General features: G+C 61.2%; 11 protein-coding genes and 2 pseudogenes. 6 read left to right on the top strand and 7 right to left on the bottom strand.

Annotation, left to right across the window (positions count from 1 at the left end; translation table 11 throughout):
- Window positions 1-146 precede the first annotated feature (146 nt).
- From IEW17_RS03185 to IEW17_RS21575, 3 genes and pseudogenes are all read right to left on the bottom strand, one after another.
- Window positions 147-1,187: a UbiA family prenyltransferase gene (locus IEW17_RS03185; protein ID WP_188560668.1), complete on the bottom strand. Its 1,041-nt coding sequence runs from the start codon at window positions 1,185-1,187 to the stop codon at window positions 147-149.
- Window positions 1,162-1,890 carry an HAD family hydrolase gene (locus IEW17_RS03180; protein ID WP_188560572.1) on the bottom strand — a complete coding sequence of 243 codons (729 nt, stop codon included), beginning with the start codon at window positions 1,888-1,890 and terminating at the stop codon, window positions 1,162-1,164. Before IEW17_RS03180 ends, IEW17_RS03185 begins: the two co-directional genes overlap by 26 nt.
- Before the next feature lie 159 nt (window positions 1,891-2,049).
- A pseudogene (locus tag IEW17_RS21575) lies at window positions 2,050-2,499 on the bottom strand (IS701 family transposase); the annotation flags it as partial.
- Window positions 2,500-2,559: 60 nt separating this feature from the next.
- On the opposite strand from IEW17_RS21575, the pseudogene IEW17_RS21405 reads away from it, so the two are divergent.
- From IEW17_RS21405 to IEW17_RS03155, 3 genes and pseudogenes are all read left to right on the top strand, one after another.
- Window positions 2,560-2,850: pseudogene (locus tag IEW17_RS21405) on the top strand (ATP-binding cassette domain-containing protein); the annotation flags it as partial.
- Between the two features lie 78 nt (window positions 2,851-2,928).
- A complete protein-coding gene (locus IEW17_RS03160) occupies window positions 2,929-3,744 on the top strand; it encodes a hypothetical protein (protein ID WP_229748781.1) in 816 nt (271 codons plus the stop codon).
- A gap of 139 nt (window positions 3,745-3,883) precedes the next feature.
- Window positions 3,884-5,830, top strand: coding sequence for a RecQ family ATP-dependent DNA helicase (locus IEW17_RS03155; RefSeq protein ID WP_188560569.1), 1,947 nt, complete (start codon window positions 3,884-3,886; stop codon window positions 5,828-5,830).
- 70 nt (window positions 5,831-5,900) lie between these two features.
- On the opposite strand, the gene IEW17_RS03150 is transcribed toward IEW17_RS03155, so the two are convergent.
- Window positions 5,901-6,446 carry a GAF domain-containing protein gene (locus IEW17_RS03150; RefSeq protein ID WP_188560568.1) on the bottom strand — a complete coding sequence of 182 codons (546 nt, stop codon included), beginning with the start codon at window positions 6,444-6,446 and terminating at the stop codon, window positions 5,901-5,903.
- A 108-nt stretch (window positions 6,447-6,554) separates the two neighbouring features.
- Window positions 6,555-6,854 carry a rhodanese-like domain-containing protein gene (locus IEW17_RS03145; RefSeq protein ID WP_188560567.1) on the bottom strand — a complete coding sequence of 100 codons (300 nt, stop codon included), beginning with the start codon at window positions 6,852-6,854 and terminating at the stop codon, window positions 6,555-6,557.
- 189 nt (window positions 6,855-7,043) lie between these two features.
- On the opposite strand from IEW17_RS03145, the gene IEW17_RS21215 reads away from it, so the two are divergent.
- Window positions 7,044-9,380: an endonuclease gene (locus IEW17_RS21215; protein ID WP_188560566.1), complete on the top strand. Its 2,337-nt coding sequence runs from the start codon at window positions 7,044-7,046 to the stop codon at window positions 9,378-9,380.
- Between the two features lie 124 nt (window positions 9,381-9,504).
- Here the strand turns inward: IEW17_RS21215 and IEW17_RS03135 are convergent, their stop codons facing one another.
- A complete protein-coding gene (locus tag IEW17_RS03135) occupies window positions 9,505-9,780 on the bottom strand; it encodes a GNAT family N-acetyltransferase (RefSeq protein ID WP_188560565.1) in 276 nt (91 codons plus the stop codon).
- A 130-nt stretch (window positions 9,781-9,910) separates the two neighbouring features.
- Here IEW17_RS03135 and IEW17_RS03130 point away from each other — a divergent pair, with 130 nt between their 5' ends.
- Both IEW17_RS03130 and IEW17_RS03125 read left to right on the top strand, forming a co-directional pair.
- Window positions 9,911-10,354, top strand: a complete 444-nt coding sequence (locus IEW17_RS03130; protein ID WP_188560564.1) for a hypothetical protein — start codon at window positions 9,911-9,913, stop codon at window positions 10,352-10,354.
- Window positions 10,355-10,397: 43 nt separating this feature from the next.
- Complete coding sequence (locus IEW17_RS03125) at window positions 10,398-10,673, top strand: hypothetical protein (RefSeq protein ID WP_188560563.1); 276 nt, start codon at window positions 10,398-10,400, stop codon at window positions 10,671-10,673.
- A 72-nt stretch (window positions 10,674-10,745) separates the two neighbouring features.
- Here the strand turns inward: IEW17_RS03125 and IEW17_RS03120 are convergent, their stop codons facing one another.
- On the bottom strand, window positions 10,746-12,839 hold the full coding sequence (locus IEW17_RS03120) for a TonB-dependent receptor (protein WP_188560562.1): 2,094 nt from the start codon (window positions 12,837-12,839) through the stop codon (window positions 10,746-10,748).
- Between the last annotated feature and the right edge of the window lie 188 nt (window positions 12,840-13,027).

Here is a 13,027-nt window from a genome sequence, read left to right as displayed (position 1 = left end):
CACTCTCGATATACTGATTACCGTTGAACGAAGCCCGCTACGGCACTTTCACTGATGCAGTGGACAGGAGAGCCAGTTAAAAACGAGCGGAGTCTTCCAAAAAGGAGTCTCCTGTAGCTGGAAAGCTTATATCACGCTTTGTGGCCCTAATTACTTTTCAGGTTGTAGTGGTCCTCTAAAAGGTTGTTTAGCCACGGGATTTTCACGAACATAAGTGTGGTGAGCAAGGCACAGAACAGCACGACGTAGAGCATAAACCAGTAGCGGGTATACAGCTTTTCGGAACCCTGCACCGGCGAGTCTTTCAGCAGGCCGATTCGCAGATACCAAGAGAATAACAGCGCGAAGAACGGAAAGGAGACAAGCAGTTCGATACGGTTTTTGACGAGAAAAATACCAAGAAAAAACGCTGATGTTAGCGCGTAAAAAAACATGGAGATGAGCAGGCTGTGCTCGGTATAATACTTGAAAGAACGCCGATAGAGCCCCGCCATGGTGGGATTATCAATTAGGCGATATTCAGCAAAGCGCTTCGTGGCCATCAAAAAGGCACCGCCCATCCAGTAGGCAATGATGATGCTCGACGGCGGGAAGCTGTTGAGCAGCTGTAGAAAATCCGGGGCTGCGAGGGAAATACCCGGCGCAACGATAAACCAGCCCAATGCGAAGCGGATAGGGTTGTTTATCGATTCGGAAAGCACGTCGATATAGGGTCGTTCTTTGGTACGGAAAGGGCGCACGTTGTACATCACGCCCATAAACAGCAGGAACATGGCCATGAGCAGAAATTGCACGCACACCTGAGCGGCCAGCACAAAGCCCCCCAGCGCCAGCATAAACCACTCGGTATAGACCAGTACCGGATTGACTACCCGCACCACCGAAGTCCGCTTCTTCTTGAGAGGGTGAAATTTATCAAATTCGGCATCGAGGTACTCGTTGATGACGTAGTTGGCCGACGCGACCAAGCAGGTACTCAGCACGCCCAGCACCAACTTGAGCCAGAGCGCGGCGTCGAGCGTGGGATTATAGACGATGAAGGCAAAAAGGACCCCTGGAGCAATGAAGACATTTTTCACCCAGTTGTCGGGGCGGGCAATGGCGATGTAGTCTTTCAGGTTGGCGGGCACGGTGGGCAGGGCCGCCTCGGTGGCTACGGCATCAAACGAAGAGGACGTGTGGCTCATGGCAATGGGCGCGTAATGAGTGGTCAAAAAAGCGACGATGAAGCCGGTGGAAGAAGGTAAAGTCGGCGAGAGGCTGTTTTTCTACCAGCAGAAAAGGCATGGAAGACTGAGCGGCACAGGCACCATCCAGTTCGGGCCGGTCGCCGATAAACAGGCAGTCTTCGGGGGCCAATTCGAGCCGCTCCGCTAGGTATCGCAGCCCGAAGGGATTCGGCTTGAAAGCGTTTACCTCCGGGTCGGTGGAGCTGATGACGACATCGGCCTGCAGGCCCATGGCCGCTAGCTTCTCGTGGGCCGGGTAGTCGGAGTAGATGCCGATTTTGATACCATTGGCCCGGAGTGCAGCAAAAAAAAGGTGGGTGCCGGGGTAGGTGCAGGCGGCCAGGTATTGATTTGGATGACGAAAAATCCACTGGTCGACCACTCGCCTGACCTGCTGGGCCGAATAGCCGGTAGAGCGGGCGCACCATTCATATTGGGCGCTTTCCAGGTTCTGAGCGGTCGTAGCAGCGTGCTTTTCACGCTCGGTCCGAAAGCGGCGGAGCAACAGCAGCTCCCCTACCCGCCAGGGCCGCAGGCCATAGTAGCCGATTAGGTCGAGCCGCATTTTGCGCCGCAACGGAGCCTGCGCATAAAGCGTCCCATCAACATCAAAGATGACCGCCTTGACACCTCCCCAGTTCCTATCTAAAGCATCTGCCATGTTGCTAATATCATAAAATAACTTTAAATATCAAAATAAATATATCAGTACTCACATGTTTAATTCCGCAAGTGCTTAGGTGAATAATTTTTGGAGCAGCTGCCGCAGGTAGGGTGCCCATTGCTGTTGGTGCGCCTGGTAAATGGTTAGCCCCATTCGGCGGGCCAGCAGGTTATCCGCTGCCACGAACTGGTCAAACAGGGCCAGGAAATGGTCGTTTTTTCGTCTATCCGTCCTGGTCGGGCGCGCAAACGCGGTAATCCAAGGGCGGAGAATCGCCCGTTTCGCCGCTGCTGTGCACCCGTTGACCAGCCCGATGCTGGTGACCATGCCGTGCGCGTTGCCCGGGTACTGGCGCTTGGTTACGTCGATGGAACGGCTGTAGCGTTTGTCTTGTACGCGGTCATCAACGAGCAGAGAGGCCTCGGGGGAGTCGCGGAGCAGGGGAGTCACCAGCTCACGCAACTAATTAACGGGCAGTGTGCTCGTGCGCAAAAACCGGTTCGCCTGGTCGTGGCTCACGTCGGGCAGATGGGCCGCCAAGTGCGTACAGGTATAGTTATTGGGCGTACTGAGCAGGTACTCGATGTAAGTGGTTTGGGTCAGCATGAGCGTGCGTTTTTGCCTAAACTACCCCAAAGTGCGTAAGTCATATGGAACATGGAATTTCGGGCCAACCACAAGCCCAGCGAGATGAGCGGCGGCGAACAGCAGCGCGTGTCCGTGGCCCGCGCCCTGATTAACTCCCCCGAAATCATCTTCGCCGACGAACCCAGCGGCAACCTCGACACCAAAAACGCCCAGGAGCTGCACCAGATTTTCTTCCTGCTGCGCAAACCTGTGCGCCCGCTGCGGGAAAGCTTTCAGGTCCGATTTCAAAAGGGAATTAGCCATTTCGACCACTTGCCCAATCTGATTAGTTTTAATATCGCCCGATTACCTATGCAACAACCTGACTGACACCACTAAAATTTACCAATATTTTTGGCTTTTCTGGCACGTTTCTCGCAATGCTTCGGTTATAAACCCGAACATCAGTTGGACACATTACTAAAGAATAAAGCCATGAACGAGGCCACCAAAACCACCAAGGACATTACCAAGAAAGTGAAAGTCGAGAACTTCGATATTAGCCGCTCCGACGAAACCCTGGACCTGGCGAAGGACCTCGCCAAGTTTATCAAGGACAACAAGCTCACCACGAATGTGCAGGGCAAGGAGTTTGTGAATGTGGAAGGCTGGCAGTACGCCGGCTCGCGCCTGGGCATCGTGCCCATCGTGGAGCACGTCATCAACGTGAGCACTGAGGGCGAGCTGAAGTATCAAGCCAAGGTGACCCTGTTCGACCTTCGCCACCAGACCACCGTGGGCGCCGGCTTCGCCGTGTGCTCGAACAAGGAAAGCGGCAAGAAATTCTACCAGGAATTTGCCATCATGAGCATGGCCCAGACCCGCGCCATTGGCAAGGCCTACCGCAACTGCCTGGCCTGGATTATCCGCGCCGCCGGCTACGAGCCCACGCCCGCTGAAGAGATGGACTACAATACCAACACCGTTGTAGCTGCCCCCGCACCAACTGCCGCCGTGGTCCAGCCGGTACCCGCCATGCAGGTAGTGCCCGCCGAGGCTCCCGCCATCGCCGCCGAGCAAGCCAACGCCCCGGTGCAGTACGCCACGGCGGCCCAGAAAGAGGAAATCATCCGCTTGCTGAACCATCCGGTAATTACCCGCCCCGAGAAGACCAAGATGCTGCTCAACATCAACCGGCTCGACGAGGAGCGCGCCATTCAGTCGATTGCCAAGCTGCGCAAGGCCATCGATGACCGTGAGAACGGTGAGAAAGCTGCCGCTTAAGTTTTGACCAGATTAGTTGAGAAGCTCGGTGCCGTGAGGTACCGGGCTTTTTTGTTGCCCGCACTGCACCCGAAAAAGGACGTCATGCTTCGGCTGCGCTCAGCATGACGTTCTTTTTCGGGTGCAGTACCTTCGCCGCATGTCCTTCTCTCCTGCTGATATCTCGCCCCTGACGCTGCTGCACGAGCATTGGGGCCACACGGCATTTCGGCCGGGCCAGGAGGAAATCATCAGTTCGGTGCTGGCGGGGCACGATACGCTGGCGCTGCTGCCCACGGGCGGGGGCAAGAGTATCTGCTTTCAGGTGCCGGCCCTGGCGCGGCCGGGTATCTGTCTGGTGGTGTCGCCGCTCATTGCTTTGATGAAGGACCAGGTGGACAACCTGCGCAAGCGCGGGCTGAAAGCCGAGGCCATTTACGCGGGCATGAGCCACCAGGAAATCGACCACGCGCTGGACAACTGCGTGTACGGGCGCAACGTGAAGTTCCTGTACGTGAGTCCCGAGCGGCTGCTCACGGAGCTGTTTCAGGTGCGGGTGGCGAAGATGAACGTGGGTCTGCTGGCCGTGGACGAAGCGCACTGCCTTTCGCAGTGGGGCTACGACTTCCGGCCGCCGTATTTGCGCATCGCGGAGCTACGCGAATCCTTACCGCCGGGCACGCCGGTCATTGCCCTCACGGCCACGGCCACGGCCCAGGTGCAGGCCGACATCGTGGAGAAGCTGAAGTTTCGGCCGGGCTCGGGGGTTTTTCGGCAGAGCTTTGCCCGGCCCAAGCTGTCGTATTCGGTGCTGCCCACCGAGGATAAGCTGCGCCGGCTACTGGAAGTGGTGCGCGGCGTGGGACCAACCAAAACCGGCATCGTGTACGCCCGCACCCGGCGCCAGACGGAGGACACGGCGGCGTTTTTGCAGCAGCACAAGTTCTCGGCGGCGGCCTACCACGCGGGGCTGCCATCGGAGCAGCGCACCAAGGTGCAGCAGGACTGGATTGCGGATAAAGTGCGTCTCATCGTAGCCACCAACGCCTTTGGCATGGGCATCGACAAGCCCGACGTACGCCTCGTAGCCCACCTCGATGCGCCCGACACCCTGGAGGCCTATTACCAGGAGGCCGGGCGCGCCGGGCGCGATGGCCAGTACGCCTTCGCCGTGCTGCTGGCCGGCCCGAATGATGCCGACGAGCTGCGCCGCCGCACCAACCAGTCGTTTCCGCCACTCGATACGGTGCGGCGCGTGTACCAGGCACTGGCCAATTACTCGCGCACGGCGGTGGGTGGCGGCGAGTTGGCGGCCTTCGAGTTCGACTTGCAGCAGTTTGCCGAAACCTACCGCATCAAAGCAGTGGATGCGCACAACTCGCTCAGGATTTTGCAGCGCGAAGGCTTCGTGCAATTGAACGAAGCAGTGAACAGTCCGGCGCGGGTGCACCTGATTATGAATCATCAGGATTTGTACGCGTTTCAGGTGGCCAACGCGCAGCATGACCTGCTGATAAAGGCCCTGCTGCGGCTGCACGGCGGCGAGCTGTTTGCCGATTTTCAGAATATTTCGGAGAATGCCGTGGCCACCCACCTTCGCCGCAGCGTGACGGAGGTGCGCCAGCAGCTGCGCTACCTCCACACGGCGGGTATTCTGCACTACCAGCCCCGGCGCGAGTCGCCGCAGGCCATGTTCACCACGCCGCGCTTCGATGCCCCCAAGCTGCCCATCGACCAAGTGCGGATGACGGCAGCCCGCGACCTGGCCCGCCACAAAACCAACGCCGTAGGGCTGTACCTGGCCGGCACCCGCTGCCGCCAACAATTGCTCCTCACGTATTTCGATGAAACCGACCCGGCCCGGTGCGGGGTCTGCGATGTTTGCCTGGCCGAGAAAAAAGCGGTCCAGGTAGCGGCGCAGTCGCCTTCGCTACGCGAACCGCTGCTGGCGTACGTCCGCCAAATGGGTCCGACGCCACGTGAGCTGCTGGCGGCATTTACGCCCCAACAGGCGGCGGACGTGACGGCAGCCGTGCGCGAAATGGTGGACCGGGGCGAGCTGGCCTACGCGGCCGATGGAACATTAACCGTGGGTGATAAGCAGTAATTAACTGTCATCCTTCGCAATGCTCACTACGAAGTGGTTTGTACCTCTACATCGGCCGAATTCTGACAAACTACTTCGTAACGGAAACTCCCACGTCCATGCCCCGCATGTACTCCTGCACCACGGGCAGCAGCAGCGGCGTGGCAGCGTCCAGGTACTCGCGCTCGGCCGCCGTCCAGTGGTGCGGGTGGCCGAACACGCAGGGCTGCAGGATGCCCCAGAGTTGGCCGTTTTCCACGATGTGGGCATGAACCAGGGCGCGGTGACCGAAGGTGCGGCGCTCAAACTCCTGGTCGAGCACGTCGGGGCCGGCCTCGGTCACATCGTCTACATACACGGAGGGCCGGGTGGCCAGCGCAGCCCGAAACAGCGGGTCTTCCTTCGGCAGGTCGCCGGTGTCGTCCTGCCAGTCGTGGCGCGGGTCGGGCACGGCTTCATCCAGCCGCCACACCAGGGCGATGCGGCCCCGGCCCCGCTGCGGGTCGCGCACGTAGAGAAAACAGCGGTCGGCGCGCAGATGCGGGCCGATTAGGTCGAGGGCGTGTTGCAATCGCTCGGCCGCGGGCTGAACGGTGGCAAGAGCGGCTTGTAGTTCGGCAGCGGGCGTGGTGGGCATGGGAATTAGAAGAGTCGAAAACTTGCTCATGGCAAGTACCCAACTTGTACGCAGACAAAGCACCGCTGGTGATGCAGGACTGCGCGCTGCATCACCAGCGGTGCACCCTTACCCTTGCTGGTACGCCTGGTAGCCGCCCACCAGATTGCGCACGTTGGTGAAGCCCTGCTGCGTGAGAAATGCTTTGGCCGAGGCCGAGCGGCTGCCGCTCTTGCAGTGCACGATGATTTCCTGATTTTTCCACTCGTCAATGTCGTCGAGTTTATCGGGCAGGGTGCCGAGCGGAATGTTCTGTGCGCCGGGGATGCAGCCTTCCTCGTGCTCCCAGGTTTCGCGCACGTCGATAATGGTGGGGGTTTCGCCGGTTTGGTGGCGCTGGTGGAGTTCGGCGGGGGTGATATCGGCCATGATGATTGAGAGGGAGCTAAACGGATGAAACAGGAAGGTGCTGTGGGCACGAAAGTACGGCGGAAGTCTTATCGGCCTGGTAATGCGCGGACTATCAGTGGCGCGACCCGAAACCAGTATCTTTACCACTTCCTTCTGCTCCGCTTCTTTCCTGAATCCCTTACTTCATCTCATCCTCGTTTTCTTCTCATGAAACACATTTTCGCTTTGCTTGTGGTAGCGTTTGGGCTGGTGCCTGCGGGTCTTTATGCCCAAACGGTGCCGCCCATGCCCGCTGCCCCACCGGCCAACCTGCAGGGCGTGGCCCTGCGCGACTGGTACCGCGCCAACTGGTACGACGGCAAGCGCGTGGTCCTCTCCTACGGCGATGCCCGCGGCCGCATGTACAACTACATCGACAACGTTAACAACACCGTCACTTGCGTGTACTCGGGTTATGCTGAGAGCGTGCCTTTCAACGCAACCAGCACCAACCCGGCCGTAGTGGCCAACATCAACACCGAGCACAGCATCCCGCAGTCGTGGTTCGACCAAGCGGTGCGGATGCGTTCCGATATTCACCACCTCTACCCCACTCGCATCCAGTGGAACTCGGACCGGGGCTCCGACCCTTTTGCCGACATTCCCGATGCCACCACCCTGGGCTGGCTACGCAATACCACCCGCCTGACGACCATCCCGACGAGCAACATCGACGAGTACAGCGAGGACACCAACTCGCAATTCGAGCCCCGCGAAGACCACAAAGGCGACCTGGCCCGCGCGGCGTTCTATTTCTACACCATGCACGCCAACGAGAGTTTCGACCCGGGCAAGGGCGTGATTACGGCCCTGGGCGATTTGGCCACCTTTTACCGCTGGCACCTGGCCGACCCCGTGGATGCCCGCGAGATTGAACGCAACAACCGCGTGGCTGCCAGCCAGGGCAACTTCAACCCCTACATTGCCTACCCCGGCACCGTAGCCACGGCCTGGGGCCTCGCGCCTCCCGGCCCGGTCTTCAGCTTTGTCACCGCCAGCGGCAGCCTCATCGAGGGCAATGCTGGCACCAGCACCTACACCGCCACGCTGAACCTAACCCCGGCCGCCACCACGGCCACCACCGTGCAGGTTAGCCTCGACGCGGCCAGCTCGACGGCTACCAGCGGCAGCGACTTCACGTTTACTACGCCCACTACGGTGACCTTCCCGGCCGGCACCACCAGCCAGACGGTGACCGTGACCGTGGACGGCGATACCCAGCCTGAAGCCAACGAAACCGTGGTGCTGAACCTGACCAATGCCAGCACCGGCAACAGCGTGGGCAGCCCCGGCACCCACACGCTCACCATCACCAACGACGACGGGCCGGCTCCTACGGTAGCCTTCGCCTCGGCCAGTGGCACCATTCAGGAAGGCAACGTGGGCACCGCTACCTACACCGTGAACGTGACGGCCAGCGGCACCCTGCCCACCAGCTCCTTCACCGTGCCGGTGAGCGTGGACGTGGCCAACAGCACCGCCACCACCCCCAGCGACTACGTGCTGAATACCACCAGCCTCACCTTTAGCAGCACTTCCCTCACCCAAGCCGTGACCGTGACCGTGGTTGGCGACGTCACTTTCGAGCCCAACGAGACGGTGCGCCTGCGCCTGGGCACGCCTTCTAACGGCACCATCATCATAGGGCAGCCCAGCGGCCACACCCTCACCATTCTGAACGATGACGCGGCCCCGGCCGGCGCGCCCTGCACCAAGCCGTACTTCACGCAGTACGTGGAGTCGCAGTCAGGCAACACCAAGGTGCTGGAAATTTATAACCCCACCCTGGCCCCCATGCCGCTGGCCGGCAAGCGCGTGGCGTTGTACGCCGCCGGTGCCACCACGCCCACTGCTACCCTGAACCTGACCGGCACCATTGCCCCCGGCGACGTGTACGTCATCGGCAATACCGGCCTGACCGACGCCACCACCCTGGCCCAGACCGATGTGCTGTCCAACGTCTGCTTCTTCAACGGGTCACAGTCCATCGCCCTGTTTGATGCCACCGATACGCTCGATGTTATTGGCGTAATTGGCCAGACCCCCGGCACCACCGGCTGGACCGTATCCAACGGCTCGACCATGAACAACACCTTGGTACGCCAGCCCAGCACCAGTCAGGGCGGCCGCTGGAACGGCCCGAACGGCAGCGTGACCTGGTCGGCGGTCGGCGTGGATAACTATGCCGGTGTAGGCAGCTACACCAGCGCGGCCTGCTTCATTCCCACGGCCACGCAGGCCGCCAAGGTGTTGCGCAACGCCCTTGAAATCTACCCCAACCCGGCTACCAACAGCGTGCAGATACGCCTGCCCGGCGCGGCCAGCGCCCGCACCGCTACCGTGACCGTGCTCGATGTGCTGGGCCGCCCCGTGCGCCAGCGCACCGCCACCATCGGGGCGACCGATGCGGCAGTGGTGGACCTGCACGGCCTGCCCGCCGGCATCTACGCCGTGCGCGTCACCTGCGCCGACGTGGAATACACCGGCCGCCTGGTGGTGCAGTAATACCTCGACAGCTCTGATATTGAAAGAGGCCCTGGCCGCGCAAGCGTCCAGGGCCTCTTTCTTACCATGCGGACTACTTTTTAACAGCAGTTTTTAAAAGTAACCCGCACCCTAAAGGCAAGGCTCAGGCCAGCAGCTCGGCGTATTCGGCATGGTTTCGCTGCACGAAACCGGCCATGAATGTGCAGGTCGTTTTCACCTTTAGGTGGTTTTCCTGCGCGAAGGACAGGCCGGCGCGGGCCAGCTCTTCGGCCACGCCCTGGCCCCGTAGGGTCTCATCTACGAAGGTGTGCGTGAAGTCGATAGTGCCGTCGGCAGGGCGGGAATAGGCCAGCTCGCCTTTGTGGCCCGCGCGGGTGGTGGTGAACTCCTGGGTGTCGGGATGGTGCTTAATGGACATTTCGGCGGGAATTGATGAGTGGAAAAAGCGGTAACTGGAAGCAGAGATGAACGGCGGCGGCTTGTTTGCGTACAGGTGCTAAAAAACGGGTTCGCCCCGTTTGGTTTATCCTCCTCTTCTTTCAATTCCCATGGATACGCAAAACCCTTCCGCGTCGCCGGCTGAAGACCAGCCCCGCAAAGCCGCTCAACCCAACACGAATTCAACTGACGCCAACCCCAGCAGCCCCAATTATGGCGAGTTTGGTGGCGTAGCCGCTTCGGCACCGCTGGCGGCTAACCATGCCCCGCAGCCTGCTGATGGCACCCCGCCCGGCCGCAGCGGCTCCAACGACAACCCCGACGAGTTCAGCGAATTCCGCGACCTTAAAGAAGCCGAGAAAGCCCCCGACAAAATCGAGGACCAGGCCGGCCACGTAGAGCAAAACCAGGACCCCGAAGCCGTGCGCGCCACTAGCCACGCCGATGCCGACGAGCAGCGCCAGGCCTGGGCCCAGGACGACCCGCGCTACGCCGGCGGTGGTACCCACAACACCCGCAGCGAGCCCGCCGACAACCCCGCCACCGACGAATAAGCACAACGTCCTTCTATTTCATTACCTCGATTTCCCCCCTCTCATGCCCGCTAATCCCAACGATACCTTCGACCAAGAGCCCTCCGAAGACGGTGCTTCTACGCCCATGCTTGACGCCGCCACCTACGGCCAGGTGCTGGACGACAACAACGCCTCGGGCCAGGAAAAGGCCGACCAGATGGACGACTCCCTGCGCACCTTTGAGGAGGATATGAGCACCCGCGCCCAGGCTGGCGGCGACCCCGATGCCCTACCTAAGGAGCTCATCAACCCCAGCGACCGCGCTTTCACCCTGCCCGAAGAGCAGGAGCCGAAATAACCTGCTCCATTATCCCAAAAAAGGCTTTCATCGATTGATGAAAGCCTTTTTTTATGCCTGAAAAACCACGCCCTACCACTTCCAGCCCACCTGCGCGCCAGTGTACCAGTTGCGGCCCGGGGCCGGCTGAAAGTAGCGCCCACCAAGGACATTCAGGTCATTGCCGAGGCTATAATTCCGGTTCGTCAGGTTATCGATTCCTGCGTAAATATTGGTTTCGAGATGCCTGGCTAGAGTGCGCCGCCAGCCCCCCCGCGCCCCGAATACCCAATAGCCGGACGCTTCCTCCGTGTTAGCGTTGTTGAGCACCACCCGGGCCTGGTGGCTAAGGTTGGGGCTGAGGTAAAACCCGAGGCGCTCGTTGAAATCGAGGCCGGCGCTGAGCGTGTGCGGCGTGGTGCCGGTGAGGCGGTTGCCGCGCAAGTCGGGGCCGCCGCTGGTGTAGCGGCCGAAGCGGAAGTTGTTGTAGGCGTAGCTGGCCCAGGCGCGCAGGCCGCGGTCGGACAGGCGCACGTTTTTGCTATCCGGCTCCGGCGTTACCTGCCGCCACAGCCAGCCGCTCACCGCCGTTTCGAGGCCGCGCTGACGGGTGCGGCCGGTGTTGCGGAACACCACAATACCCTGGCCGGTGGTGCTGCTGACAATGGTTTCGCGCTGCTTCAAATCGAACAAGCTCACCTCGTAGAGCAGCCGGTTGTTGAAAAAATTACCACGGGTGCCCACCTCGTAGCTCATGCCGCGCTCGGCCTGCAGCTCGCTATTGAGGCTGCCATCGGAGGTGCGGATTTCGTCCGTAGTTGGCGCTGAAAAGCCAGTGCTCACGCTGGCATATACCGACAGCTGAGGATTAAACTCTTTGAGTAATGCCACCCGGGGCGAAAGCACGGGCCGGAAATCGCGACTGAGCTGGTAGCCGCTGGGGTTGGCGGCGGCATTGCTCACCCGCGCAATGCGGTAGCGCAGGCGGTTGTAGCTGGCGGCCACGGTCAGGAGCAAATCGGCGGGCAGCTCGTAGTCGGCCTGCGCGAAGGCGAAGCCGGTAGTGGTCGTGATTTCGTCGTCGTAGCGCAGTGCGCCGGGCGTGCCGGCCAGGTTTTGGTAGCTGCGCCCGTTGAAAAAGCTGGCCTGGAGCTCGCCGCCGCCCTGCAGCCGCAGCGTGCGGCCGGCCAGCGTGGTGCGGTAGCGCAGGGCCATGCGCCCGCCCGTGCCCACGGCCGTATTCCGCTCATAATCGAACAAGAACGGCGTGCGAATGGCCGTGCCGCTGCCGTAGAGCGTGGTTTGCAGTTCCAGCCGGTCCGTGAAGCGGTACTCATGCGTGAAACCCAGCAAGCCGAAGCGCGAGGCATAAAAAGTGCGCTGGACTACCGTGCCGGGCTGCGCGGCCACGCCGGGCCGGGCCGGGGTGGCCGGGCGCGCCTGGCGTGGGTCGGCCACGGACTGCGCCCGGGTGAGGCCACCCGGTAGCTGGTAGCTGATATCGGTGTAGAGCAAGTGGACCGCCAGCGTGGTTTTGGGGCCGGCCACGGTGCGGGCATCAAGTGCAAAAACATCGCGTTGCATTGCGCTTTGCTGGCGGTAGCCATCGAGTTCCTGGTGGGCGTACTGGGCGCGCACGCTGCTGGTGGCACTGCCCGTTTCGGCCGTGATGGTGCTGCGGCGCAGCCCGAAGCTGCCCACCGTGGCCCCCACGGCCACCGCGCTGCTGCCCGCCGCCACCTCCGGCGTACCGAACAGGGCCACGCCGCCCGTGCCCGCGCCATACACGCTGCCGGCCGGCCCCTTCAGCACCTCCAGCCGCCCGATGATGGCGGGGTCGAGCAGGTTCAGGGGAGTGCTGCCGCTGGCCTCGGTGAAGGGAATGCCGTTGTAGTACACTTTCACGTTGCGCACCCCAAACGGCGAGCGCAGCGTGCTGCCCCGAATGCTGAGGCGGTAGCTGGCCGTGGCCCGCTCCTCCAGCCGCACGCCAGGCAGCGTATTCACGGCCTGAGTGAGGGCAGCGGGGCTGAATTGCGCAATCACGCGGGCATCAATCACGCCCACGGCGGCGGCGGTGCGGCGCAACGGCAGCCGTTGGCCGTAGCCCGTGACGGTAGCTTCGGCCAGGGCCACGGTACGGATGGTATCGAGGGGCGTTTGGGCGGCGGCAGGTAGTTGAGACAACCCAACAAGTAAGAGCAATAAGTAACGGGAAGACATGAATAGTGGTTGGTCTGGGACGACGCAGACCAGCGGAATACGGAAATTGTTGCCGAGCGACAGACTATTCGCGTAATTTTCCGCGTTTCGGGAGCGGTGAGAATAGGCGTATCCTCACTTGGTCGTTCATACTTAGAACGGTTCCGGGGTTC

The sequence above is a fragment of the Hymenobacter frigidus genome, assembly GCF_014640435.1.
GTDB lineage: Bacteria > Bacteroidota > Bacteroidia > Cytophagales > Hymenobacteraceae > Hymenobacter > Hymenobacter frigidus.
Note: the sequence above shows the minus strand (reverse complement) of the source record. Positions and strands in the feature narration are given on the sequence as shown.